Below are 24,115 nucleotides of genomic sequence, written 5' to 3' on the forward strand. Positions count from 1 at the left end.
CTCTGAGTTGCGTCGCGAGAGCGGCGCAACTCAGAGGTTGACCGCGCCCCCAATCACGGTCGAGGTGTTCCCGCCGATCCAGAATCGGCCGGACTCGCGCTGCACGTGGATGCGGCCGGCGCGCCCGAGGGCTGTTCCCTGGGCGGCGACGTAGCTCTGCGGCGCCCGCCCGGTTCCGATGAGCCAGACCGCGAGGCCGGCGTTGAGGCTTCCGGTGACCGGGTCCTCGGGAATGCCGAGCGTTGGCACGAATGCGCGCACCTCGAAATGCGCGGGCGCATCGTCGTCGTGAGGAGCGACCACTCCCACCTTCAGGTCACCCATGACGGCGAAGTCGGGGTGCAGGTCGAGCACGTCGCGAGCCGAGTGAAGCAGCACGGCCAGCCATCCTGGTCCGTTGTCCACCCATTCGGCCGACACGACCTCGTCACGCGTGATGCCGAGCGACGCCACGACCTGGTTCAGTGTCGGGTCATCGACCGTGCCTTCCCGCACGAGAGGCGGCGCTGCGAAGGCCAGCCGGTCGCCGTCGCGGCGCAGTTCGACGAGGCCGACACCGCACTCCTGCACGACGGATCCCCGCTGCTTCGGCTCACCGCCGACCTCGAGCCAGGCATGCGCGCTGCCCAGCGTGGGATGCCCGGCGAACGGGAGCTCGCCGCCGGGCGTGAAGATGCGCAGACGATAGTCGGCAGCAGGATCGGTCGGCGGGAGAAGGAACGTTGTCTCGGAGAGATTCGTCCACTTGGCGAACGACGCCATCGCGTCGTCGGTGAGCCCGTCGGCATCAATGACGACGGCGACCGGATTTCCGAGCAGCGGCGCTGCGCCGAACACGTCGACCTGTGCGAACCGCCGCTCAACGATGTCCGTCACGGGTGCTTTCCCTACGACTCGGTGATGTCGATCGCCTGCAGCACGTCAGCGTCGATCGCCCCACGCACCGACTCCAGGATGCCCTCTGGCACCGGCGAGTCGACCGTGAGCACGCTGAGGGCCTTGCCGCCGGCCGTCGTTCGCGCGATCTGCATGCCTGCGATGTTGATGCCCGCTTCGCCGAACTCGCGACCGTAGACGGCGACGATGCCAGGGCGGTCGTCGTACACCATGACGATGAGGTGCTGGGCGAGCGGAACCTCGACGTCGTAGCCGTCGATGCCGACGATCTTCTCGATCTGCTTAGGTCCCGTGAGGGTTCCCGACACCGAGACCTGGGAGCCGTCGGCGAGGGCGCCGCGCAGGGTCAGGACATTGCGGTAGTCCTCGCTCGCCGCATCCGTCAGCAGCCGAACCTCGATGCCGCGCTGCTCGGCGAGAAGGGGCGCGTTCACGTACGAGACGTTCTCGCTCACGATGTTGGTGAAGATGCCCTTGAGCGCGGCCAGCTTGAGCACGCTGACGTCGTACTCCACGAGTTCTCCGCGGATCTCGACGTCGACGCTCGTGATCGGGCTGTTCTTCGCCAGTCCGCTGAAGACCTGACCGAGCTTCTCGAGCAGTGGGATGCCGGGGCGCACGTAGGGGTCGATGACTCCGCCCGCCACGTTCACCGCGTCGGGCACGAGCTCGCCGGACAGTGCTAGGCGCACCGAACGCGCCACCGAGACGCCGGCCTTCTCCTGCGCCTCCGCCGTCGACGCGCCGAGGTGCGGGGTGACCACGACGTTGTCGAGCTTCAGGAGCGGGGACTCGAGCGGCGGTTCCGTGCTGAACACGTCGAGGCCGGCTCCGGCGATCGTGCCGCTTGCCAGGGCGCGGTAGAGGGCATCCTCATCGATCAGTCCGCCGCGGGCGACGTTGACGATGTATGCCGTGTTCTTCATCAGCGCCAACTGGTCGTCGCTGATCATCCCGATCGTCTCTGGCGTCTTCGGCATGTGGATGGTGATGAAGTCGGAGCGCTGCAGCAGCTCGTCGAGGCTCACAAGCTGAACGCCCAGCTGCTGCGCCCTCGCCGAGGTGACGTACGGGTCATAGGCGACGATGGTGGTGCCGAACGCCTGAAGCCGCGCCGTGATCAGTGCACCGATACGGCCGAGCCCTATGATGCCGATGGTCTTCTCGTACAGCTCGGTGCCCGTGTACTTCGAGCGCTTCCACTCTCCAGCGGCCAGCGACGCGTGGCCTGCCGGGATGTGACGGGCGAGCGACAGGATGTGCCCGATGGTCAGCTCAGCTGCCGAGATGATGTTCGACGTCGGTGCATTGACCACCATGACCCCGGCCGCGGTGGATGCCTTGATGTCGACGTTGTCGAGACCGACACCCGCACGGGCCACGACCTTCAACTTCGGCGCTGCCGCGACCGCCTCCGAGTCGATCTTGGTCGCGGAGCGGACGAGCACGGCGTCGGCGTCGGAAAGAGCCTCGAGCAGTGCCGGACGGTCGGTGCCGTCGACGTTGCGGATCTCGAAGTCTGGGCCGAGAGCCTCGACGGTGGCGGGCGAGAGTTCTTCGGCGATCAGAACGACCGGTTTCGGCACAGAAGTGACCCTTCGACGAGAGTGATCGGTGGGAGGCGTGGGCAGAGGCGCCCGCATGCCACGGCCATCGGGGCGCGGTCATCTCAACCTTAGTAGGCCGAAAAGCCGCCTCCGCGCACATGAGCAGGCAGCCCGGAGGCGCCCTCGCGTGTGAATGGCAAGCGGCCCGCCGAGCCGTGGCCGGATTGGCCCGGTGCCGCTGCGTACCCGCTCCGTATCCTGGCGCCGAACATGACGAATTGTGAAAGGAACGGCATGCGCATCCTCCTCGCCGGTGCAACCGGCGCAATCGGACGACAGCTCACCCCCGCCCTCGTCGCAGCGGGTCACGAGGTCTGGGGAACGACTCGATCCGCGGCGAAAGCGCACGTGATCGAGACGGAAGGCGGGCATCCGGTCGTGATGGATGCCTACGATCCTCGATCCGTCGAGGCAGCGTTCGAGACGTCGGGCCCTGACGCCGTGATCCATCAGCTGACCGACCTCGCCGAGTACGACCTGGCCGCGAACGCCCGAATTCGAATCGAAGGAACACGCACACTCGTCGACGCGGCTGTTCGTCACGGTGTCGAGCGCATGCTCGCACAGAGCATCAGTTGGGTCGTGCCAGACGGGGATTCGCTTGCGACCGAGGACGAGCCATACCGAAGCGGCGTGACGCCCGGCGTACCCGAACTCGAGCAGGCGGTGCTGGAACTTCCGCTCGGGGTCGTGCTGCGCTACGGGCAGTTCTACGGACCGGGAACCTGGCGCAGCTCGAGTGCCGCCGAATCCCAGTCAGCTCTCGAGCGGGCGCTCACGCCCATGTCCGAAGTGGGCAGCTTCGTGCACGTGGCCGACGCGGCATGGGCCGCCGTCCTTGCCTTGGACTGGCCGAGCGGGGTGGTGCAGATCGTCGACGACGAGCCGGCCGCCGTCGCAGAATGGATGCCAGTGCTCGCCGCCGCTCTCGGCACACGTGCGACGGCACTCCCCTCGGGCCTGCCACTCGGCCGCCCGATCTCGAACGCCTTGGCACGTAGCCGCGGATGGAACCCGCGCTTCGCCTCCTGGCGTAGGGGGTTCGTCGATCCGGAGGGCGGCGTTGCCCTCGCAGCCGAGGCGACCGACGCGGTCTCCGCATCGAAGGGAGCAGAAGCATGACCGAATGGACCGTGCGAAGTGTGGAGCCCGGGGATCGCGAACGATGGAAGCAGCTGTTCGCGTCGTACCGCGCCTTCTACGAACTCGAACCGGACGACCACGTGCTCGACACCGTGTGGACGTGGCTCATGGATGCCTCGCACGAGGTACGCGGTCTTGTCGCGGAGAACCCGGCCGACGGCATCCTTTACGGAATCGCGCATTACCGCACGTTCGCGCGGCCGAGCTCCGCGGCGACAGGCGTCTTTCTGGACGACCTGTTCACGGATTCGGAGGTGCGTGGCGGGGGCGCGGGACGGGCGCTGATCGAGGGTGTCGCCGCTGTCGCCGCTCGTGAGGGCTCGACGAAGGTGCGGTGGATCACCGCACCGGGCAACGCCAGGGCCCGCGCGCTCTACGACAGCGTCGCAAGTGTGCAGTGGGTGGTCTACGACCTCGACCCGGTAGGCAGGTAGCAATCCATGGGTGCCGGCGTGCTCGAGAGGTCCGAGGCACGCCGCACCGCACAGCATCAGAAGACGGGCGTGCCGCCCCGCACGAGGCGCCAGTTCTCCACGTGGAACTGGGCAGGGTCGATCGTGCCCTGGGCCGTCGCGTATGCGACGATGGCCTCGCGGATCGCGACCTGGGCGTTGTAGACCACCGGTGCAGCCGCGATGTGGGGGAAACCGCCTCCGCCGGACTGGCGGTAGTTGTTCACCGCGACGACGAACTGCTGGTCGTCGGCGACGGGAGTTCCGTCGTAGGTGAGAGCACCGATGCGCGACCCCTCCGGTTGCGAGATGTCGATCTCGTATTCGACGCCGGAGAACTGGTCGTAGTTGTAGTCGGGGAGGTTGTGGTTGTTGGTCCACGACGCGGGATCGACCGGAGCGCCTGCGGCCACCTGGTTGTAGTAGCGGGCGGAGTATTCGAGGTAGTCCTTGATCTGGGCACCCGTGAGCACGGATCCGAGCAGCGTGTTGTCGTAGATGTAGAGCCCGGCGACGTCCTTGATCGTGACCGAGCCTGCAGGGAACGTCGCCGCCCGGTTGAACGGTGCAGCGATCGACACGACGGGAAGCGACGCGTACGACGTTCCGGCGATCGCCTCCGTCACCTTGGCCGTCTGCACCACATTGATGTAGTCCAGGATCGCGGTGTCCTTCCAGCATGCCTCTGCCGCGGACATCGCTTCGGTCGAGGTGGCCACTGGGGTATTGACATAGGCCACGACCGCGTCGTGCTGCGGCTTGACCAGGGCCACGAGCTTCGGGTCGTCCTCCACGGTGTTCGTGTTCACCGTCACAGCAGAACTCGAGTCCACCTTCCACTGCCCTCGCACGAACGACAACGAGAGGTCGAACACGCTGAGGCGCTCACCCCAGCACTTGGGTTCGCTCATCACGACCTGCTTGCCGGTCGCTTTGTTGGTGACGAATCGCTGCGGCACGTCGATGTGCGCGTGACCGAACAGGATCGCATCGATGCCGGGCACCTGCTCCGCGAGCATCGCTGCCGCGTTCTCCACCGGGATGTCTCCGCTGTACGACGACAGCCCGCTGTCGCCCGCGTGCACGCTCACGACCACGACATCGACGCCGTCCCTGCGCATGCGCGGCACCCAGCTCTGCGCGGTCTCGACGACGTCGAGAACGTCGAGCTTGCCGCTGACGTTCGCCTTGTCCCAGATGACGACGCCCGGGTTGGTGAGTCCGAGCACGCCGACACGGAGGGGCGGCATGCCCTTGAACTTCATGGTCTTGACGACATACGGCTTGTACTTGGGCACCTTCGTTCCCGGATGCACCGCGTTCGCGGCGAGCACGGGCGCCTGCATCTGAGAGATCCAGTGATCGAGGAAGTCGAGGCCGTAGTTGAACTCGTGGTTACCCAGAACAACCGCGTCGTAGTCGAGCGCGTTCATCTGCAGGGCCATGGGATGCACCGCGCCGGTCTTCGTGGTCGGCTCGACGGTTGCGTAGTAGAACCCCAGCGGCGTGCCCTGGATGGTGTCGCCTGCGTCGAAGAGGAGGGTGTTGTCGCGGCCTCGGTCGGCCCTGATCTGGTTCACGACGCTCGACACGCGCGCGAGTCCCACCACGTCGCCGGCGGCATCCGTGAACGGCGCGTCTTTGTAGTAGTCCCAGTTGACGGCGTTGCTGTGGATGTCCGACGTGCCCATGATCGTAATGGTCACGTTCTTGCCGCTGCGGCCCTTGCCGTCGGCATCCGCTGCCATTGCGGCGCCGGGCCATCCTGCGGCCGCGAGCACGCTCGCTGCTGAGACACCGGCGATCACACCTCGACGGCTGATCCCCTGCTTCGATGCCACCTCGTCGGGGACTGCGCAAGAACACCAGCGCGGGCTGGGCTCGTGGAAATGGGCTTCGTCGTGTCGGTTCGTGGATTCGCTCATGGCACCCTATGCGACCACAGCGGTGCCCCCCGGACAAGGGACCATTCGGTGAACTTCTGGTACTTGCTCGTCTGCGCGAAATGCGGATGTCGCCGCCCTGGGACACAGCGAGCCAGACGCAGAAACCGCCCCCTGAGCGAGCGAAGCGAGTCGAAGGGCCATCCAAACCGACCCTTCGACTCGCCCTCGGCTCGCTCAGGGAGCGGTAGGCGGTACAACGACGCCCACGAGCGTCAGCGAGCTACTTCGCCGTCGACGTAGTCGTCATCGTCGGAGGAGTTCCACGCGAAGAGCTTGCGGAGCTCGCGGCCCGTCGACTCGATCGGGTGGTCCTCCCCCTCCTTGCGGAGCTTGAGGAACTCGGGGGCTCCTGCGTCCTGATCACCGATGAAGCGCTCGGCGAATGCACCGGTCTGGATGTCGGAGAGAATGGCCTTCATCGACTCCTTGGTGCGGTCGTCGATGACGCGAGGCCCCGAGACGTAGTCGCCGTACTCGGCCGTGTCTGAGACGCTCCAGCGCATCTTGGAGATGCCGCCCTCCCAGATGAGGTCGACGATGAGCTTCATCTCGTGCAGCACCTCGAAGTAGGCGATCTCCGGCTGGTAGCCCGCAGCCGTGAGCGTCTCGAAGCCGGCCTGGATGAGGTGCGACACGCCGCCGCACAGCACCGCCTGCTCACCGAACAGGTCGGTCTCGGTCTCCTCGGTGAAGGTGGTCTTGATGCCGCCTGCACGCAGACCGCCGATGCCCTTGGCGTAGCTGAGCGCGAGCTGCCAGGCGTTGCCCGTGGCGTCGTTCTCCACGGCCACGATCACAGGCACGCCGCGGCCGGCGACGTATTCGCGACGCACGGTGTGTCCCGGTCCCTTGGGAGCGATCATGACGACGTCGACGCCCTCAGGGGCCTTGATGTAGCCGAAGCGGATGTTGAACCCGTGACCGAACACGAGCGCCTTGCCATCGCTGATGTTCGGGGCGATGTCGTTGGCGTACAGGTGACGCTGCACCTGGTCGGGCGCGAGGATGACGATGACGTCGGCCCACGAGGTGCCCTCGGCCGGGGTTACGACCTGGAAGCCGGCCTCCTGCGCGCGCTGCGTTGACTTCGAACCCTCCTGGAGGCCGATGCGCACCTCCACGCCCGAGTCGCGCAGGTTCTGCGCGTGCGCGTGGCCCTGCGAGCCGTAGCCGACGACGAGCACCTTCTTGCCCTGGATGATCGTGAGGTCGGCGTCGTTGTCGTAGTAGATCTCAGCCATTGCTTTGCTTTCTCCTTCGGGACCGTCCCGGAACATGTCGCGAGCTCGGTTCGTGGTTCTTCGCCGCCGCTTGGCGCGGTCAGGCGAGCGGTTTGTCAGTTCTTGAAGACCCGGTCGGTGATCGACTTGGAGCCGCGCCCGATGGCGAGCAGACCGGACTGCGCCATCTCTTTGATGCCGTACGGCTCCAACACCCGCAGCAGCGCCTCCGTCTTGCCCGTGTCACCGGTGACCTCGATCACCAGAGCGTCGGTGGCGACGTCGACGACCCGAGCACGGAAAAGGTTCACGGCCTCCAGCACCTGCGACCGAGTGGTGTTGTCGACGCGCACCTTGATGAGCAGGTGCTCGCGCTGCACGGACTGGTCGGGGTCGAGCTCGACGATCTTGATCACATTGATCAGCTTGTTGAGCTGCTTGGTGACCTGCTCGAGCGGTGCATCCTCGACGTCGACCACCACGGTGATGCGGGAGAGGCCGGGGACCTCGCTCACACCCACCGCCAGCGAGGAGATGTTGAACCCGCGGCGGGAGAACAGGCCGGCGACCCGGGTGAGCAGACCCGCCTTGTCTTCGACGAGCAGCGACAGAACGTGTGTCGACATGGCTTACTCCTCCCCCCAGGTCGGCGCATGATCCTTCGCGTACTGCACGTTCGAGTTGCTCACACCTTGCGGCACCATCGGCCACACCATAGCGTCGCGGCTGACGATGAAGTCGATGACGACGGGACGATCGTTCGTCTCGAGCGCAAGCTTGATCGCGTCGTCGATCTCGTCTTCCTTCGTCACGCGGATGCCGAGGGCTCCGTATGCCTCGGCGAGCTTGAGGAAGTCCGGGATCATGCGCGTCTCGTGCCCGGTGTCGAGATCGGTGAAGGAGTGCCGGCCCTCGTAGAACAGTGTCTGCCACTGGCGCACCATGCCGAGGGAGGAGTTGTTGATGATCGCGACCTTGATCGGGATGTCGTTGATCGTGCAGGTGGCGAGCTCCTGATTGGTCATCTGGAAGCATCCGTCGCCGTCGATCGCCCACACCGCGCGGTCGGGCTGAGCGACCTTCGCGCCCATGGCAGCCGGCACGGCGAAGCCCATGGTGCCCGCGCCGCCCGAGTTGATGAATGCGTTGGGACGCTCGTACTTGATGAACTGCGCGGTCCACATCTGGTGCTGTCCGACGCCGGCGACGTACACGCCCTCTGGGCCGGTCAGATCGCCGATGCGCTGGATGACCGCCTGCGGCGCGAGCAGACCGTCACTGGTCGGCGTGAACCCCAGCGGGAACTCCGTGCGCAGCCCATCGAGCTTGGCCCACCAGTCGCTGATGTCCGGCTTGCCTGCGCCTGCGACCTCGTGCTCGTAGGCAGATGTCAGATCGGCGATGACGTCCTTGGCATCGCCGACGATGGGGACGTCGGCATGCCGGATCTTCGAGATCTCGGCCGGGTCGACGTCGACGTGAACGACCTTCGCGTGGGGAGCGAACTCAGACACCTTCCCTGTGACGCGGTCATCGAACCGCGCCCCGAGCGAGACGATGAGGTCGGCGTCCTGCAGTGCGAGCACGGCGGCAACCGTGCCGTGCATACCGGGCATGCCAAGGTGCTGTTTGTTCGAGTCCGGGAATGCCCCGCGGGCCATCAGGGTGGTGACCACCGGAGCACCGGTCGCCTCGGCAAGCCTCAGCAGCTCTTCGGATGCCTGGCCGCGCACGACCCCGCCGCCCACGTACAGCACGGGCCTGCTGGCCTCCGCGAACAACCGCGCCGCTGCGTGCACCTGCTTGCCGTGCGCCTTCGTCACGGGACGGTATCCGGGCAGGTCGACGACGGGCGGCCAGGAGAACTCCATCAGGTTCTGCTGCGCGTCCTTGGTGATGTCCACGAGAACCGGTCCGGGGCGGCCGGTCGAGGCGATGTGGTACGCGGCGGCGATGGTGGAAGGGATCTCCTCCGGCGTCGTCACAAGGAAAGAGTGCTTGGTGATCGGCATGGTGATGCCGACGATGTCCGCCTCCTGGAAGGCATCCGTTCCCATCAGGTTGGAGAAGACCTGACCGGTGATGAAGAGCGTCGGCACCGAGTCCATGTGCGCGTCTGCGATGGCCGTCACCAGGTTGGTTGCCCCGGGGCCCGACGTCGCGATGGCGACTCCGACGCCGCGGCCGGCCGTTGCGTAGCCCTCGGCCGCGTGGCCGGCGCCCTGCTCGTGTCGGACGAGGATGTGCCTGATGGCGTCCTGTGCCATCAGCTCGTCGTAGAACGGGATGACCGCGCCGCCGGGGATGCCGAAGACATCCTTGACGCCGAGGTGGGCAAGCGACCGCAGGATCGCGGCCGATCCGGTGATGAGGTCTCGTCTCTCAGTTGTGCCGCCGGCAGCGCGCGCTGCCGAGCCCGGCACGGCTCGAGGTTCCGTAGTCATGGGGGGAGGGATTTCCTTCGATGCGTCGAGGAGGATGCTAACGAACGCGAGAGTTACCCAGTGACCGCGCCCTCGGCAGCCGAGTGCACGAGCTTGGAGTACTTCGCGAGAACGCCACGGGTATAGCGCGGGGGAAGCGGCTCCCAGCCTTCCCGGCGGGAGACCAGCTCGGACTCGTCGACAAGTAGGTCGAGGGAGCGAGCGGCGATATCGACCCGTATCAGATCACCATCGCGCACGAAGGCAATAGGACCACCGTCCACTGCTTCGGGTGCTATGTGGCCGATGCACAGTCCGGTTGTGCCGCCTGAGAATCGACCGTCTGTCAATAGTAGTACATCCTTGCCGAGCCCTGCGCCCTTGATGGCGGCGGTGATGGCGAGCATCTCGCGCATTCCAGGGCCGCCCTTCGGCCCCTCGTAACGGATCACCACGACGTCTCCGTGGTCGATCGCGCCGTTGGTGAGGGCATCCATGGCCTCACGCTCGCGCTCGAAGACGCGCGCCGGGCCTTCGAACACGGCGGCGTCGAATCCCGCCGTCTTCACCACAGCACCGTCCGGCGCCAGCGTGCCCTTGAGGATGGTGAGCCCACCGGTCGGGTGCAGCGGGTCGTCGAGCGTGTGCAGCACCTCGCCGTCGAGTGGCGCCGGGTTGATCTCGGCGAGGTTCTCGGCGATGGTCTTGCCCGTGACCGTGATGCAGTCGCCGTGCAGCAGGCCGGCGTCGAGCAGCGCCTTCATGAGCACCGGGATGCCGCCGTGCCGGTCGACGTCGTTCATCACGTACTTGCCGAACGGCTTCATGTCGGCGATGTGGGGAACCTTGTCGCCGATGCGGTTGAAGTCGTCGAGCGTGAGGTCTACCTCGGCCTCGCGAGCGATGGCGAGCAGATGCAGCACCACGTTGGTCGAGCCGCCCAGTGCCATCGCGACCGTGATCGCGTTCTCGAACGCCTCCTTGGTGAGGATGTCCCGCGACGTGAGGCCCAGCCGCAGCATGTTGACGACCGCCTCGCCCGACCGGTGCGCGTAGTAGTCGCGGCGGCGGTCGGCCGAAGGAGGGGCCGCGGATCCCGGGTAGCTCATCCCCAGCGCCTCGGCCACCGACGCCATGGTGTTCGCGGTGTACATACCGCCGCACGCGCCCTCGCCCGGGGCGATCGCGCACTCGATGCGCTTGAGGTCTTCGAGGCTCATGGTGCCCGCCTTGCAGGCGCCGACGGCCTCGAAGGAGTCGATGATGGTGACATCCTTCTCGGTCCCGTCGCTGAGCTTCACCCAGCCGGGGGCGATGGAGCCGGCATAGAGGAAGACGGATGCCAGGTTCAGGCGAGCGGCGGCCATGAGCATGCCAGGGATGGACTTGTCGCATCCGGCGAGCAGCACCGAGCCGTCGAGACGCTCGGCCATCATCACGGTCTCTACCGAGTCGCAGATGACCTCACGCGACACGAGCGAGAAGTGCATGCCCTCGTGCCCCATGGAAATGCCGTCGGAGACCGAGACGGTGCCGAACTGGAGCGGGTAGCCGCCCCCGGAGTGCACACCCTCTTTCGCCCCCTGCGCGAGCCTGTCGAGGGAGAGGTTGCAGGGCGTGATCTCGTTCCATGAGCTCGCGATTCCGATCTGAGGCTTGTCCCAGTCCGCGTCTCCCATACCGACCGCCCGAAGCATCCCGCGGCTCGTCGTGGCTTCGATTCCGTCGGTGACCACGCGGCTGCGCGGCTTGATGTCGATCTCTGGCATGACCTCGAGTCTAGAGCCGTGCAGACAGCGCCCCAGGCCGTCTGCCTGGTGCCCGTACTACCGGCCACACCGCCGATCCGCGATCGGATCTCGGGTCGGATGAGCTCAGTTGTGAGCCCTCGCAGCGGCCAATCGCGCGAGCACGGCCGCAACGGCGTCCGGGTCGGAGACACGATACGACGCCCTCGTCTCCCCCGGCCCGACCTTCAGGCCCACGTCGCCCTCGTGCAGCACCGCGAATGCGTCTTCGTCGGTCACGTCGTCGCCTGCATACAGCACACCCGTGGCGTGCACGTGCTCCCGCAAGCGCTCGATGCTGTCACCCTTGGTCGCGTCTCGGACGGCGAACTCGAGGATGTCTTTGCCCGCCCTCTCCAGGAATCCCCCACCGAGGGCCGCCGCCGCATTCCGTGCCGCGTCGTCCGCCTCACGTGCCGCAGCCTTGGGCACACCGCGGGTGTGCAGGCCGAGGCCGACGGGCTTGCGCTCGAGGTGGGATCCGGGCGTGGCCGCCACGATGCGCTCCAGCTCGGATGCCAGGGCGTTCAGGCGTGAGCTCTCCTCATCGGTGAGTCCGACGTCTACCGATCCCCCGGTCAGCCGCACCTCGACGCCGTGGGAGGCGATGAGCATGGCGTGCTCGTCCGCCTCGGTCACCCGCGCGAGGCCGTCGAGCGGGCGACCGGAGACGAAGGCGACCCACGTGTTCGGCATAGTGTCGAACTCCGTGAGTGCTGCGCGCGCTCCAGGCAGCACCCGTGACTCCGACGGGTTGTCAACGAGTGGGCTCACGGTGCCGTCGAAGTCGAGCGCGACGAGGAGGCGCGGCGTCTGCGCCAGCCGGTCGAGCGCCTCGGCGAGCGCCTGATGGATGCCCGTCTCCTGCGCATTGACGTCTTCGTTGTGGTTCTGGCTCACGACTCGGACGGCTCCACAGATCCGGGGACCGACGAAGCGGTCTGGGCATCCTCGTGGCGGCCATAGTCGTCTTGGGCCGTCACGTGCTTGAGCGCGTCGAAGAAGGTCGCGGACCAGCGTCTGACGTCGTAGGTCAGCACCCGCTTGCGCAGCGCTCGCATGCGGCGTGCCCGCTCGCGCTTCGGCATGTCGATGGCGCGGATCATGGCATCCTTCAGGCCCTCGATGTCGTGCGGGTTCACCAGCAGCGCCTGTTTCAACTCGTCGGAGGCGCCCGTGAACTCGCTCAGCACCAGCACGCCGTCGTTGTCGATGCGGCTTGCGACGTATTCCTTGGCGACGAGGTTCATGCCGTCCCGAAGCGCGGTCACGAGCATCACGTCTGCTGCCAGGTAGAGCGCGACCATCTCCTCGCGCGGATACCCCTGGTGCAGATAGCTGATCGCCGTGTGGCTGATGGTGGAGAAATCGCCGTTGATGCGACTGACCGTGAGCTCGACCTCGTCGCGCAACAGCTTGTAGGTCTCGACACGTTCGCGCGACGGACTGGCGACCTGGACGAGAGTGATGTCGTCGATGTCGACGGAGTGGTCGAGCAACAGCTCACCGTAGGCCTTGAGCCGGTGTCCGATGCCCTTCGTATAGTCCAGCCGGTCCACACCCAGCATGATCGTCTTCGGGCTGCCCAGCTCCTCACGGATCTGGCGCGCTCTTGCCTGGATCTCCGGCCGGGAGGCCAGTTCCTCGTATCGCTCGGCGTCGATCGAGATCGGGAACTGCTTGGCGAGCACGGTTCGCACGCGGGCACCGCGCCGATTGGTCTTCACGTGACGGTGACCGACAGCCTCGCCATCGCTGAGCGGTACGTCGATGACAGACCCGCGCGTCTCGTATCCGAGAAGCCGTCGCGCGGCCCTCGCGAAGTTGCCTGCGTCGGCAAGCCGCTGGAATCCGATCACGTCGGCGCCCAGCAGCCCCTCGATGACCTGTTTGCGCCACGGCAGTTGCGCGTAGATGCCGTATGCCGGGAACGGGATGTGATCGAAGAAGCCGATCACGAGATCGGGCCGTGCATCCCGCAGCATCTTCGGCACGAGCTGCAGCTGGTAGTCGTGCACCCACACGATGGCGCCCGGCGCGGCCGCCTCGAGCGCTGCATCCGCGAATCGGCGGTTGACCTGAACGTATGCATCCCACCACTCGCGGTGGTAGCTGGGCTGGGCGATCACGTCGTGATACAGCGGCCAGAGCGTGTCGTTCGAGAAGCCCTCGTAGTAGTACTCGACGTCCTGGGCGCTCAGCGCGACCGGCTTGATGTCGATTCCGTCGGCCTCGAACGGCTCGAACTCGACGTCGGGGATGCCCACCCAACCGATCCAGACACCGTCTTCGCTCTTCATCATCGGCTCGAGCGCAGCCACAAGGCCGCCTGGTGATGGACGCCAGACGGCGTCAGCGCCTTCGCCCGAGACATGGTCGACCGGAAGACGGTTCGACACGATCACGAGATCGAAGGTTCGAGAACCGATGGACGAGGAGCGTTCGGCTCCCGAGGTCGTCTGCGCGGCTCCCCCGCCGGATTCTGCACCGTCGTGTGCGGACTTCGGAAGAATGAGCGCCTCCTTGCCTGAATGCCTGGTCGGCGTCAAGAACGTTACCAGGAGGGGTCAGGCGCGCCGAAGAGCGCGGTGCCGGTTGACACCGGCAATGATGCTCGACTACCGGCGCGCCGTCGTGCAACCCCCTTGCTCCACGAGCCGCCGCGAGTAGCGTGACCGTGGACATGGCGAGAGGGGCGCGATGCGCAAGTACCTTTTGAACTGGGGCGTGGTGAGCACCGCGCTCGGCGTGGTGTCGGTGATCCAGACCACCCGCAACGGACCGCGTGACTGGCGCCTACTGCTGGCCTGGGCAAGCTGGGCCCTGTCGCTGGTCGTCGTGATCACCGCCGTGCGCGACCATTCGAAGGACCTCGAGCGGCACTCCTGACGACACAACGGGCGTAACACCCGCCGTGAAGACCCGCAATGGGCGGGGCGCCCGGCGGCGTGTCCCAGCCTGCCCATCGCGGGTATCCGTCAGACTGAGAAAGCGGTTCGCCGCCACTCACAAAGGAGATACCCGTGATGTTCGGTCGTCGGAGGCATGCCGCCGTACCGGTGGCCCCCATCGCCGCGGTCGCTCCGGCCGCGGCCCCACTCCCCCGCCTCGCGGAGGAACAGATCTTCGAGCTCGTGCACACGCGCATCGCAGCTGCCATCGGCGAGGGCGGCGAATGGGTCGTTCGACGACGCACTCCTGAAGACACCGACGAGCTGTTCCGCACCGTGCTGGCTCACCAGGTCGCCCTCGACGTGACCAACGCCCTGCGCAATGCACAGTCTCAGCTCGAAGCCGGTGAACAGCTGACGGTGGCCACTCGCGCGGGCACCGTCCCGCTCGCGTCGGGAGCGGGCGGGGAGGCATCCGATGCACTCGCTGCCGCCGGCGATGCTGCCGAGCAGCCCGAGATCTCGGCGAACGTCGGCGAGGGCATGGTCATCGGATCCTCGGCCGAGGGTGCGGCCGAGGACGACTCCGAGCAGGGACCGGCGCACCGACAACACGAGCCGCAGGGCGACGACGCCGCCGAGCTCGACGAAGACGCCATCGCATTGCAGTGGGAGCCAGCGCCGATCACGGTGTGGACCGACCTGAAGAGGCCCGTCACGGGGCCCGTGGCCACTCAGCAGACTGCAGCGGACGCGGTCGCAGCCGTCGGCTGACCAGCCAGTAGCCGTTGCTTCACCGAGCCGCGCATTGATGTGCAGCTGGGCGAGTGTCGCAGAGCGGGCGACGATCCTCCCTGCATAGGGATTTCTTGGAGGCTGGCGACCCGGCGGTGAAGCATCACGCGGACGCGGCGGTAGTGGATCGATCAGGGGAATCTCCGTCCTCGTCCGTCGTCGCTGATGCCCGGGATTCCGTACTAGTCCACAAACCGAATTCGGCGATCGGCGGTTCCCATAGGACGGGGAACCGCTGACTCGGCGTTTCAGCGGCCGGGTGCGGCCAGTCGTCGTGCTGCCTCGACGGTGAACTGCCGACGTCGAGCACGTTCGACCCCGTCCTCGGGACCTGCGCCGGTGATCATCTCGGCCAGCTGCGGGACCGTCTGCCACCACGCGGCCAGCGCGATCAGCGCGAACACCAGGTGAGCCGGGTCCAAACTGGGATCGAGTACCCCCTGTCGTTGCGCGTCAGCGAACCGCTCCACTTTCTCCCGATAGTGAGCGGTCCGCTCGTCGACGTTCGCGGGCGGACCCGGCTGCAGGCCCTCCCACTGCAGCAAACGACCCAGCTCGGGATGCGCGGCGTGGTAGTCAAACGTTGCTCCGGCAAACTCGCCGATCTCGTCCAGGCCTGCACCGGTGAGCTGTACAGCCGCCGCCAGCCTTTCCAGTTCCGATGAGAGCACGAAGTCCCAGAGCGCCTCTTTGTCGCCGTAATAGGAGTACAAGCGTTCGCGGTTGACGCCGGCGCGGTCGGCGATCGCCGCGACACTCGTTCCGTCCAAACCATGGGCGGCGAACTCGACGAGGGCGGCGTCGCGCAATCGCCGACGCGTCGCATCCGTATCCCAGGCCATCCGGCAACGTTACCCGTCCAGCGACCGGGAACATGGGCGAGGGCTCATCTCCCGCGTCCCCTGTAAGGCGATCTCAACGTCAATTGCCAACACTACTGTTGGAGATCGTTTAAGCTGGATGTGTGCGAGCAATCTTGATTTCATCCCCCGGCGATCACAACGTCCTCGAGGTCGGCGAGCGGCCACGGCCAGCCGCGGCAGAAGGCGACGTGGTGATCCGTATGCGGGCCGCAACGGTGAACCCCACAGACCTCCTGTTCCGTGCGCGGGGCACAGCCGACTACCCGCCGCCGTGGACCCCCGGCACCGAAATCGCCGGCACCGTCGAATCAGCCGGAACCCGTACCTCGTTCCGGACCGGGGAGCGCGTCTTCGCGATCGTCAACCCGTGGCGCCCGGAGGGCGGGGCACAAGCTGAGCTGGTAGTCGTCCCTGCCGCGTCGGTCGCTCGGACCCCCGAGAACGTCACCGACGTGGAGGCCGCGACTGTACCCATGAACGGCTTGACTGTCTCGCAGGCGCTACGTCGCCTAAACCTGCCCGGCGGCGCCACGCTCGGGGTGATTGGCGCCGCCGGCGCGGTCGGCCAGTATGCGGTCCAGCTCGGCGTCGCTGCCGGCCTCCGAGTGATCGCGGATGCGAAGCCGGAGGACGAAGACCTCGTGCGCGGGTTCGGTGCCCACGAGGTCGTCCCGCGCTCCGACAATCCGGCAGCCGCATTCCGGGCAATGGCTCCGGGAGGAGTCGACGGCCTCGTCGACGCGGCCGTGATCGACGAGGCCGCGCTCGGCGCTATCCGGGACGGAGGCGCGCTGGCCACCGTTCGACTGTGGGACGGTCCCACCGACCGCGACATTCGGATCGAACCGGTCTGGGTGCAATCCGACAACCGCAACACGCAAGCGCTCGAGGAGCTGGCCGAACACCTTCGAACCGGACGCCTGACCACCCGCGTCGGCGCCACCTTCCCTCTCGACAAAGTTCAAGAGGCGCACCGCCGGTTGGATGCCGGCGGTGTCCGGGGCCGCATCGTTCTCACAGCGTGACCAGCGAGGAATAATCGCGGCATTCCCCAACACCTGGACGTTGATCGCCTGGCTGTCCTCGTCGGTGGCACGAACCGAACCGCTACCAGGGCACGGTCCCTGTGGCATCGACGAACGATCCGGTCGGACCGTCGGGCCCGATCTGCGCCATTCGCACGAGGATGTCCGCACCCTCCTGCACCGAGTGGCCGCTCGCCACGGCCGGAGCGAACTCCGTCGCGGTCGGCCCCGGCGTGACTGAGTTGACCCGCCACCTCGGGTACGCGCGCGCGTATTGAACAGTCAGCATGTTCAGCGCCGCCTTGGACATCGGGTAGGCCAGCATCGACCACGGCGAGTCCGGCGCAGCGTTGAGGGTGAGCGACCCCACGGCGCTGCTCACGTTCACAACAACGGGCGCATCAGAGGCATCCAGAAGGGGCGCGAAACGAGACAGCACGCGAGTCGCACCGATCACGTTGGTCTCCAGCACCGTGCGCAATCCATCGATCGTTGCATCGCGAGGCGATTCCTGCCGTCCGGCGATCCCGGCATTGTTGACCAGGACGTCAAGCCGGCCGACTTCTTCACGGATCCGCTGCACCGCGGCGCGCACCGTCGCATCGTCCGTGACGTCCAGTGCGATCGCGGTGGCCCCGATTGCAGTGGCTGCCGTGCTGCCTCGTACCAGATCGCGCGCGCCGGCGAACACCGTGTGGCCGGCCTCAACTAGTCTGCGGGCTGTCTCGTGGCCCAGTCCGCGGGTGGCTCCCGTGATCAATGTCGTCGTCATAGGTCAAGGCTGGATTACAGACGTTCGGGTACCCAGGGCACGGGTTGTCCTGGGAAAAGGCATACCAGGCATCGGTGCGCAGACGGGAACAGGGAAAGGGAGAATACCAACATGAACGAGCTAGGTCGTTCGCTGCGGGAATGGCGCGATCGCCTCTCGGCCACCGACGCTGGGCTACCCGTCGCCACGCGGCGGCGGGCGGCGGGTCTGCGCCGGGAGGAGCTTGCCCAACTCGCCGGGATATCGGTGGACTACGTCATCCGCCTCGAACAGGGTCGCACGGGTACACCGTCGGCACAGGTGCTGGAGTCGCTTTCCAGGGCGCTTCGGCTCTCACCGGAAGAGCACGACCACCTGTTCATGCTGGGCGGCATGGCACCGCGTCGGAGCAGGATGCGCACCGACCTCACGCCGAGCGTGACCAGGTTGATGAGCCAGTTGCAGACGCCGGTGATCGTCTACGACGCGCTGTGGAACCAGCTCGCCTGGAATCGCGCTTACGCCGTGCTGTTCGGTGATCCGGCCGAGTGGCGTGGTGTCGAAACCAATCTGGTCTGGCGCTACCTCACCGGTGCACCGACGCGGGTCGTGCGCGAGGCAGGAGATCAGAGCGCCTACGTCAAGGCATACGTGTCCGACCTGCGGGGTGCTGTCGCCCGGTTCCCGGAGGACCCGAGGGTGCGACGACTGATCATCGCGCTCCGCGCCACCGGTCCACGATTCGATGAGCTCTGGAACACCGACGTCGTCGGCGTCGTGCACGAGACCCGCAAGACGATCGCACATCCGGAACTCGGACGATTCGACCTCGACTGCGATGTGCTGTCAGTCGAGGGGTCAGATCTGAAAGTCGTGGTGTTCACCGCCGCGCCGGGCACGCCCACCGCCGACTCCCTGGCCCTGCTGTCTTCTCTCGAAGTACGACGGACCTAGGGTGGATGCTCACTCGGCACGTGTCACGGCGAACACGATCCGGACCGGTAGCCAGCGTCGGAAGATGAGGTCGAACACCCACAGTTCCAGCACGGGCAAGGCGATGAAGATCACAAAGCTGACTTGCCCACGGCGTGATCGTCGAAGAATGGATCTGCCCTGACATGGCATCCCTCCTCCGACAACTCAGCTGGTACCGGTCCGCAACTCGCTCCGTGCCGCTCCGCCCGGCTTGCGGGCTGCCGAAGACGGGGCGCTGGGCCAGATACTGCAGCGCCAAAGTTCGATTCCTGCCCCTCCCTTCTGTGCTTTGTCGAGTGTCGGCGCTACTGCCATGTGGTGCTCAAGCTCACTCGACGCACGCGGCCTGGCGGAGGTCGCCTGGCACGACCCCCAGGCCGGCTACGGGGCCCTGCGGGGTTCACCGACGAGCAGCGCGTGATCCAGCAAGGGAACGGACGCACGATGGCCATCATCGCAGGGACGGGCATGAGCGATCCCACCCTGCTGGGTCGCCTCGACGCCGTGAATATCCCCGCCTTGATGGTCTGGGGCGCCAGCGACGGTGTCGTCACCTGGCGCACGGGCGGCCTGTTGCGGAGGCCGTGCCCGGCGCGGAGTTCGCGGAGATCACGGCCGCCGGCCACCACACGCACCTCGAAGCCCCCAAGGCCACCTGGGCGGCGATCGACCCGTTCCTGGCCCGGATCTAGAAGGTACGGCCTGCCCCTCACGCGTCGTTGTCGGGCCGGTAGGAGCTGACGTCGCAGGTGTGGACGGCTGAAGTATCCATCACGGTACGGAGGTTGTACGCCGCGGTGTCCTCGAACGTGGCCATGCTGATCTTCTTCTGCGACCTCTGGAGGATGCCTTTGGAGGGCCCGTTTCCGGCGATGGCCGCACGGTGGACCACCCACTCGACGTCGCCGGCCTCGTCGGTCAGGTATCGCATGACCGCCTCGTTGTCCTGGTGCTGTCCGAGATGCCTGCGGGCGATCGTCGAGCGGGCCACCCGGAGCCCGGCAGGAAGTGACCGACCCGGCGCTGCGCTCAGCCCGCCCGCCTGATAGAGGAAGCGCGTCACGCCGTTCCGACGCATGGCTGGGATCAGCTGCCGCGTGAACTCCGTATTGATGCACCGTTCGCGTTGGGCCGCGGCGTCGCCGAGCATCGCGACAACGAAGTCCGCCCCGGGGAGAAGCGCGTCCAGAGGCGGGTCATCAGTGATCGAGGCACGGATCACCTGCAGGTCAGGATGGGTGGTCGCGAGTTTCTGGGGGCTCCGAGCCAGTACTCGCACGCGGTGGCCCTGCTCGAGCGCGAGGCGGACGAAGTGCTGACCGGTCTGCCCGGTGCCGCCGAACACAAGAAGGGTCTTCTGCAGATTCATGGCTTTAATCTAGACAGTGCCTAGTAACTAGTCAATGCCTAGTAGTTGGCTAGGATGGCGCCATGACGACGCAGCCCTTCCATCATGGGACCCTGCGGACCGTGCTCCTCGAAGAGGCCGAGGCGATGTTGCGAGACGGTGGGGTCGATGGTCTCTCCCTGCGCGAACTGGCGCGCCGCGCCGGGGTGAGCCACGGGGCTCCCAGGAGTCACTTCATCGACCGTCAGGCGCTCCTCGACGCCGTTGCTGAACGCGGCTTCGCCCGGCTGACCGAGGTAGTGCGGCGTGCCCTGGAGGGGCCGGGCTCCTTCCGCGATCGATTTGGACGCGTCGGGCAGGCCTACGTCGACTTCGCTGTCGACGACGCGGCCCTGATGGAGCTGATGTTCACTGCCAAGGGCACTGCTCAGGCCGGCCCGGTCCACGACGCGGCCATGCGCATGTTCCGCGTGCTCGACGAGGCGATGGGCGCGCCGTCGCGTGCGAACTCCGGGGACGGCTCACGCGAGCGCTTCAAGCTTCTGTTCGCCGCCACGATGCAGGGGATCGCTGCGCTCATGGCTTCGCAGCGCATCACGCGGGAGCAGGGGAACGCACTGGTGCAGGAGGCGATGGATGCGCTGCTGGAGTCCCGCCTCGGCACGCGAGTCGTGAAGCAGCGCTGAGGCGATCAGCCTCAGCGGGGCTCTCCTCGGATTCGAGGTCCTCGTCCGCGTCGAACCGTCGGTTTCGAGCAGCTCGGCATGCTCCGTCGATCACCGGCGCGGAGCCAGGCGGGCGCCGATTACGCATACTCCGGCTTGGCTCGACCGCCACCACATCCAACCCAACCGGCTCATAGGAGCCGGCGCCAGCCCCACGAGCAATCCAGGCAATCGCGAACGTATCGGACATGAGCTGAGCATGGAGCTGCTCGAGAACGCTGACCGCAATCCCCGCGCTTAGACGTGCTCGAGGGTGGCCAGGATGTCTCCGGCTGCGTTGCCGACGATTCCTGGCAAGGTCACCTGCCACATCTTGAGAACCCAATCGGTGAGGGCTTCGCCGTATCCCAGCGTGGTGGCGATCTCTTGGGTACCGAAGAATGCGGCGACCAGGACTCGTGCGGCTGAGGTCACGTCGAGATCGGGCACGAGTTGTCCCTTGCGTTGGGCGTCAACGAGCGCGGTCTCGGTCAGTGCCAGCCAGCTCACGTACGGGATAGGCAGCGGTGCTTCGACCATGTCGGCATCGCGTTGCAGCCGCACCGCTGCCCTCACCATGACGTCGTCGCGGAAACGCCCCGCCACGTTCAGCGACAGCTGCACCAGGGCGCGCACATCCATACCGTCGTCCCCGGTCGACGCTTGAACGTAGAAGCGTTCCACGATCGCAGCCGCGATGGACGCCTTGCTCTGGAAGTGGTACCCCAGAGCACCCTTGGACTGGCCGATCCGGTCAGCGATCCCCCGCATACTCCCGCCGGCATACCCGTGCTCATCGAACTCATGGGCCGCCGCCAGAAGAATCCTCTCCCTTGTCGCCGCCGCTTTACGGTGCACCGCTGCCCCCTGACTCCTCTTACGCCTCGTGCGTTATCCAGTGCTTGATCCTCGCGGCCGCTCGACGGCGCTAGATCCTCCCCCGCGTTGGGGACTTTGCACCACTCCAGACGCCCGTCTAGATTGTACCGATCGGAGTCGAGGGGGGAAGCGATTGCTTGGGCACGCAGACGTGGCCGCTACTGGGACCAACCCCCGGAATCGGGAGCTTCGGACTCCACGCGCCCACCGGTACCAGGTGAGCCCGGGTATGGGCCGGAGTGCGGTCGTGATCGAAGATCACGACGACCTCCGCACCCTCATCCACGCCGTACTCGAACGGGCCGGTCTCTCTGTCCTGACGGCAGCCAACGGCCTCGACGGTCTCGCCGCGGTGCGCTCCGCAGACCCGGCTGTCGTCACCGTCGACCTGCGGATGCCCGGCATCGGCGGGCTCGAGACCATCAAACGCATTCGAGCGATCAGTGACGCGCTGATCGTGGTGCTCTCCGCGGTCACAGCACAGCACGAAGAAGACGCCAGCCTGCACGCCGGCGCCGACCTCTACATCGTCAAACCGTTCCGTCCCCGGCATCTCCAGCGCCATGTCGACAAACGACTCCGCGACCTCGACTCTGCCTCGAGCGAGAACCGGTCGAGGCCTTAGCTGTCAGGACACGTGTCGCAGCTCCACATATGCGGCAAAGGTTTCACGTACGATGTCGGACTCGATGAGGGCACGCTGTGCGTCGGCGCCTACCTCGGCGCCACGTCGGATGCTGCCCGGCTGCAAAGTCAGCTCTCCGCGCTCGGCACGAGGTGCAAGCTCGTCGTACTTGTCTGTGGTCATCGGCCGTCTCGCACTGCTCAGGAGCGCAACAGCGACCTGAGCGTCTGAATGGTGTCCGCCTCCTGCGGCACCTTGTCGTCGCGATAGCGTTTGACCCGCGCGAACCGCAGCGCGATGCCGCCCGGATACCGGGAGGATGCCTGCACGCCGTCGATCGCGATCTCCACGACCGTGACGGGTGCGACCCACACCGTGCCCGCCGTTCTGCGTACCTCGATCTGCTGGAATCGCTCGGTCTGCCAGCGCAGCAGTTGGTCGGTGAGTCCCTTGAACGTCTTGCCGACCATCACGAACCCGCCCGGCTCGCCGTACTCGCCGAGGGGGTCGTATGCGCCGAGATGGAGATTGGACAGCCAGCCGTGCCTTCGCCCCGAACCCCATTCGCAAGCGAGCACGACCAGATCGTAGGTGTGGACGGGCTTCACCTTGACCCAGCCGGATCCTCGCCTGCCCGCCGTGTAGGCGGAATCCACAGCCTTGACCACGACGCCCTCGTGCCCCTTGCCGAGCGCTTCCTCGGAGAACGCCTCCGCGACTTCCGGGTCGGACGTCGTCACGCCGGGAATGACCAGGTGCGGTGCCACCTCGCGCAGCGCGGCACGACGCGCCGACAACGGCTCGTCGATGAGGTCCCGCCCGTTCAGGTGCAGCACGTCGAAGAACCATGGGCTGAGAAGCGCCTCGCGCGACGCATCCGCTCCGAACCTCGACATGGTCTGCTGGAACGGCCGGGGCGCGCCCTCCTCATCGAGAGTGAGCGTCTCGCCGTCGAAGATGGCGTCGGTGATGGGCAGCCGCAACACGGACTCGACCACCTCGGGCAGTCGATGCGTGACCTCCGCGAGGCTTCTGGTGAAAACCCGCACCTCGTCGCCCTTTCGATGCACCTGGATGCGCGCCCCGTCGAGCTTGTACTCGACGGATGCCTCACCTGTCGCCTCCAGCGCCTCGGCCACCGTCGACGCGGAGGCAGCCAACATGGGTCGCAGCGGCCGGCCAACCGCGAGCGTGACACCGGCGAGCGCTTCCTCGCCTCCCGATAACGCCAGCAGCGCCGTTTCACCCAGGCTTCCCGAGAGCATCACCGCCCGTCGCACCACCTCGCCGGGGGCATCGGCGGCTCTGGCTATTGCGTCGACGAGAACACCCTCCAGGGCGCCCGTGCGCATCTCACCGAGCAGCGCCCTCACGAGGAAATCCTGCTCGGATGCCGTGGCCCGCCCCATCAACTCGGCGAGTACCTGGGCGCGCCCTGCGCTCGATCCGGCGCCTTCGCTGGCGGCCAGCCGATCGAGCAGCTCATCGACCTCGGCGACGGTCAACGTCGGCGTAGTCGCCGGCTCCCTGTTCAGGCCCGTGACGGAGCGCCACCCGACGCCCAGCCTCCCCTGTACGGGCGAGCCGATCAGAAGCCCGATGGCGGCAGCGGTCTCGTCTGGTTTCAGTCTCCTCAGCAGCGCAGCGAGGGCATCCACCTTGGCCAGGCGCGACCTGGTCGCCCCGACAGCGGCCGTCGTGGAGACGAGTTCGTTCAGCAGCACGGGTTCAGTCTCTACGCGACGACCGACATGGAGGCACGGTTTCTCGCCGCTACTCGCAGC

23 protein-coding genes are annotated in these 24,115 nt (G+C 66.7%); 8 read left to right on the forward strand and 15 right to left on the reverse strand.

Features of this window, described 5'->3' with window-relative positions; all coding sequences use genetic code 11:
* Positions 1–30 precede the first annotated feature (30 nt).
* Positions 31–876: a PhzF family phenazine biosynthesis protein gene (locus ACO2Q7_RS03610; protein WP_423354262.1), complete on the reverse strand. Its 846-nt coding sequence runs from the start codon at positions 874–876 to the stop codon at positions 31–33.
* Positions 877–887: 11 nt separating this feature from the next.
* Positions 888–2,483, reverse strand: coding sequence for a phosphoglycerate dehydrogenase (gene serA, locus ACO2Q7_RS03615; protein ID WP_423354263.1), 1,596 nt, complete (start codon positions 2,481–2,483; stop codon positions 888–890).
* Positions 2,484–2,738: 255 nt separating this feature from the next.
* On the opposite strand from serA, the gene ACO2Q7_RS03620 reads away from it, so the two are divergent.
* Positions 2,739–3,626, forward strand: coding sequence for an NAD-dependent epimerase/dehydratase family protein (locus ACO2Q7_RS03620; RefSeq protein WP_423354264.1), 888 nt, complete (start codon positions 2,739–2,741; stop codon positions 3,624–3,626).
* On the forward strand, positions 3,623–4,081 hold the full coding sequence (locus ACO2Q7_RS03625; RefSeq protein WP_423354265.1) for a GNAT family N-acetyltransferase: 459 nt from the start codon (positions 3,623–3,625) through the stop codon (positions 4,079–4,081). Before ACO2Q7_RS03620 ends, ACO2Q7_RS03625 begins: the two co-directional genes overlap by 4 nt.
* A gap of 56 nt (positions 4,082–4,137) precedes the next feature.
* Here ACO2Q7_RS03625 and ACO2Q7_RS03630 read toward each other — a convergent pair whose 3' ends face one another.
* From ACO2Q7_RS03630 to ACO2Q7_RS03660, 7 genes are all read right to left on the reverse strand, one after another.
* Complete coding sequence (locus ACO2Q7_RS03630) at positions 4,138–6,024, reverse strand: 5'-nucleotidase C-terminal domain-containing protein (protein ID WP_423354266.1); 1,887 nt, start codon at positions 6,022–6,024, stop codon at positions 4,138–4,140.
* A gap of 233 nt (positions 6,025–6,257) precedes the next feature.
* Positions 6,258–7,322: a ketol-acid reductoisomerase gene (gene ilvC / locus ACO2Q7_RS03635; RefSeq protein ID WP_423354267.1), complete on the reverse strand. Its 1,065-nt coding sequence runs from the start codon at positions 7,320–7,322 to the stop codon at positions 6,258–6,260.
* Between the two features lie 59 nt (positions 7,323–7,381).
* The gene (gene ilvN / locus ACO2Q7_RS03640; protein ID WP_423354268.1) at positions 7,382–7,891 is read right to left on the reverse strand and encodes an acetolactate synthase small subunit; all 510 of its coding nucleotides are present in this window, start codon (positions 7,889–7,891) and stop codon (positions 7,382–7,384) included.
* Between the two features lie 3 nt (positions 7,892–7,894).
* A complete protein-coding gene (locus ACO2Q7_RS03645) occupies positions 7,895–9,709 on the reverse strand; it encodes an acetolactate synthase large subunit (RefSeq protein ID WP_423354269.1) in 1,815 nt (604 codons plus the stop codon).
* A gap of 53 nt (positions 9,710–9,762) precedes the next feature.
* On the reverse strand, positions 9,763–11,457 hold the full coding sequence (gene ilvD, locus ACO2Q7_RS03650; RefSeq protein WP_423354270.1) for a dihydroxy-acid dehydratase: 1,695 nt from the start codon (positions 11,455–11,457) through the stop codon (positions 9,763–9,765).
* Positions 11,458–11,562: 105 nt separating this feature from the next.
* Complete coding sequence (otsB, locus tag ACO2Q7_RS03655; RefSeq protein WP_423354271.1) at positions 11,563–12,375, reverse strand: trehalose-phosphatase; 813 nt, start codon at positions 12,373–12,375, stop codon at positions 11,563–11,565.
* Positions 12,372–13,874 carry an alpha,alpha-trehalose-phosphate synthase (UDP-forming) gene (locus ACO2Q7_RS03660; RefSeq protein WP_423355952.1) on the reverse strand — a complete coding sequence of 501 codons (1,503 nt, stop codon included), beginning with the start codon at positions 13,872–13,874 and terminating at the stop codon, positions 12,372–12,374. The genes otsB and ACO2Q7_RS03660 overlap by 4 nt, the downstream gene beginning before the upstream one ends.
* Positions 13,875–14,175: 301 nt before the next feature.
* Here ACO2Q7_RS03660 and ACO2Q7_RS03665 point away from each other — a divergent pair, with 301 nt between their 5' ends.
* Positions 14,176–14,364 carry a hypothetical protein gene (locus ACO2Q7_RS03665; RefSeq protein ID WP_423354272.1) on the forward strand — a complete coding sequence of 63 codons (189 nt, stop codon included), beginning with the start codon at positions 14,176–14,178 and terminating at the stop codon, positions 14,362–14,364.
* A 137-nt stretch (positions 14,365–14,501) separates the two neighbouring features.
* A complete protein-coding gene (locus tag ACO2Q7_RS03670) occupies positions 14,502–15,140 on the forward strand; it encodes a hypothetical protein (protein WP_423354273.1) in 639 nt (212 codons plus the stop codon).
* Positions 15,141–15,409: 269 nt separating this feature from the next.
* Here ACO2Q7_RS03670 and ACO2Q7_RS03675 read toward each other — a convergent pair whose 3' ends face one another.
* Positions 15,410–16,003 carry a TetR family transcriptional regulator gene (locus tag ACO2Q7_RS03675; protein ID WP_423354274.1) on the reverse strand — a complete coding sequence of 198 codons (594 nt, stop codon included), beginning with the start codon at positions 16,001–16,003 and terminating at the stop codon, positions 15,410–15,412.
* A gap of 134 nt (positions 16,004–16,137) precedes the next feature.
* Here ACO2Q7_RS03675 and ACO2Q7_RS03680 point away from each other — a divergent pair, with 134 nt between their 5' ends.
* On the forward strand, positions 16,138–17,049 hold the full coding sequence (locus ACO2Q7_RS03680; RefSeq protein WP_423354275.1) for an NADP-dependent oxidoreductase: 912 nt from the start codon (positions 16,138–16,140) through the stop codon (positions 17,047–17,049).
* A gap of 82 nt (positions 17,050–17,131) precedes the next feature.
* Here the strand turns inward: ACO2Q7_RS03680 and ACO2Q7_RS03685 are convergent, their stop codons facing one another.
* On the reverse strand, positions 17,132–17,821 hold the full coding sequence (locus ACO2Q7_RS03685; protein WP_423354276.1) for an SDR family NAD(P)-dependent oxidoreductase: 690 nt from the start codon (positions 17,819–17,821) through the stop codon (positions 17,132–17,134).
* 111 nt (positions 17,822–17,932) lie between these two features.
* Between ACO2Q7_RS03685 and ACO2Q7_RS03690 the strand changes: the two genes are divergently transcribed.
* Positions 17,933–18,754: a helix-turn-helix transcriptional regulator gene (locus ACO2Q7_RS03690; RefSeq protein WP_423354277.1), complete on the forward strand. Its 822-nt coding sequence runs from the start codon at positions 17,933–17,935 to the stop codon at positions 18,752–18,754.
* Between the two features lie 730 nt (positions 18,755–19,484).
* On the opposite strand, the gene ACO2Q7_RS03695 is transcribed toward ACO2Q7_RS03690, so the two are convergent.
* On the reverse strand, positions 19,485–20,144 hold the full coding sequence (locus tag ACO2Q7_RS03695) for an NAD(P)-dependent oxidoreductase (RefSeq protein ID WP_423354278.1): 660 nt from the start codon (positions 20,142–20,144) through the stop codon (positions 19,485–19,487).
* A 62-nt stretch (positions 20,145–20,206) separates the two neighbouring features.
* Here ACO2Q7_RS03695 and ACO2Q7_RS03700 point away from each other — a divergent pair, with 62 nt between their 5' ends.
* Positions 20,207–20,809, forward strand: a complete 603-nt coding sequence (locus ACO2Q7_RS03700; protein ID WP_423354279.1) for a TetR/AcrR family transcriptional regulator — start codon at positions 20,207–20,209, stop codon at positions 20,807–20,809.
* Between the two features lie 276 nt (positions 20,810–21,085).
* Here the strand turns inward: ACO2Q7_RS03700 and ACO2Q7_RS03705 are convergent, their stop codons facing one another.
* Complete coding sequence (locus ACO2Q7_RS03705) at positions 21,086–21,685, reverse strand: ScbR family autoregulator-binding transcription factor (RefSeq protein WP_423354280.1); 600 nt, start codon at positions 21,683–21,685, stop codon at positions 21,086–21,088.
* Between the two features lie 268 nt (positions 21,686–21,953).
* Between ACO2Q7_RS03705 and ACO2Q7_RS03710 the strand changes: the two genes are divergently transcribed.
* Positions 21,954–22,331: a response regulator transcription factor gene (locus ACO2Q7_RS03710; protein WP_423354281.1), complete on the forward strand. Its 378-nt coding sequence runs from the start codon at positions 21,954–21,956 to the stop codon at positions 22,329–22,331.
* Positions 22,332–22,334: 3 nt separating this feature from the next.
* Here ACO2Q7_RS03710 and ACO2Q7_RS03715 read toward each other — a convergent pair whose 3' ends face one another.
* Both ACO2Q7_RS03715 and ACO2Q7_RS03720 read right to left on the reverse strand, forming a co-directional pair.
* Positions 22,335–22,514 carry a hypothetical protein gene (locus ACO2Q7_RS03715; protein WP_423354282.1) on the reverse strand — a complete coding sequence of 60 codons (180 nt, stop codon included), beginning with the start codon at positions 22,512–22,514 and terminating at the stop codon, positions 22,335–22,337.
* 17 nt (positions 22,515–22,531) lie between these two features.
* Positions 22,532–24,055 carry an ATP-dependent DNA ligase gene (locus ACO2Q7_RS03720; protein WP_423354283.1) on the reverse strand — a complete coding sequence of 508 codons (1,524 nt, stop codon included), beginning with the start codon at positions 24,053–24,055 and terminating at the stop codon, positions 22,532–22,534.
* Between the last annotated feature and the right edge of the window lie 60 nt (positions 24,056–24,115).

Origin of the sequence: Rathayibacter sp. KR2-224 (assembly GCF_049446075.1) — a bacterium.
GTDB lineage: Bacteria > Actinomycetota > Actinomycetes > Actinomycetales > Microbacteriaceae > Humibacter.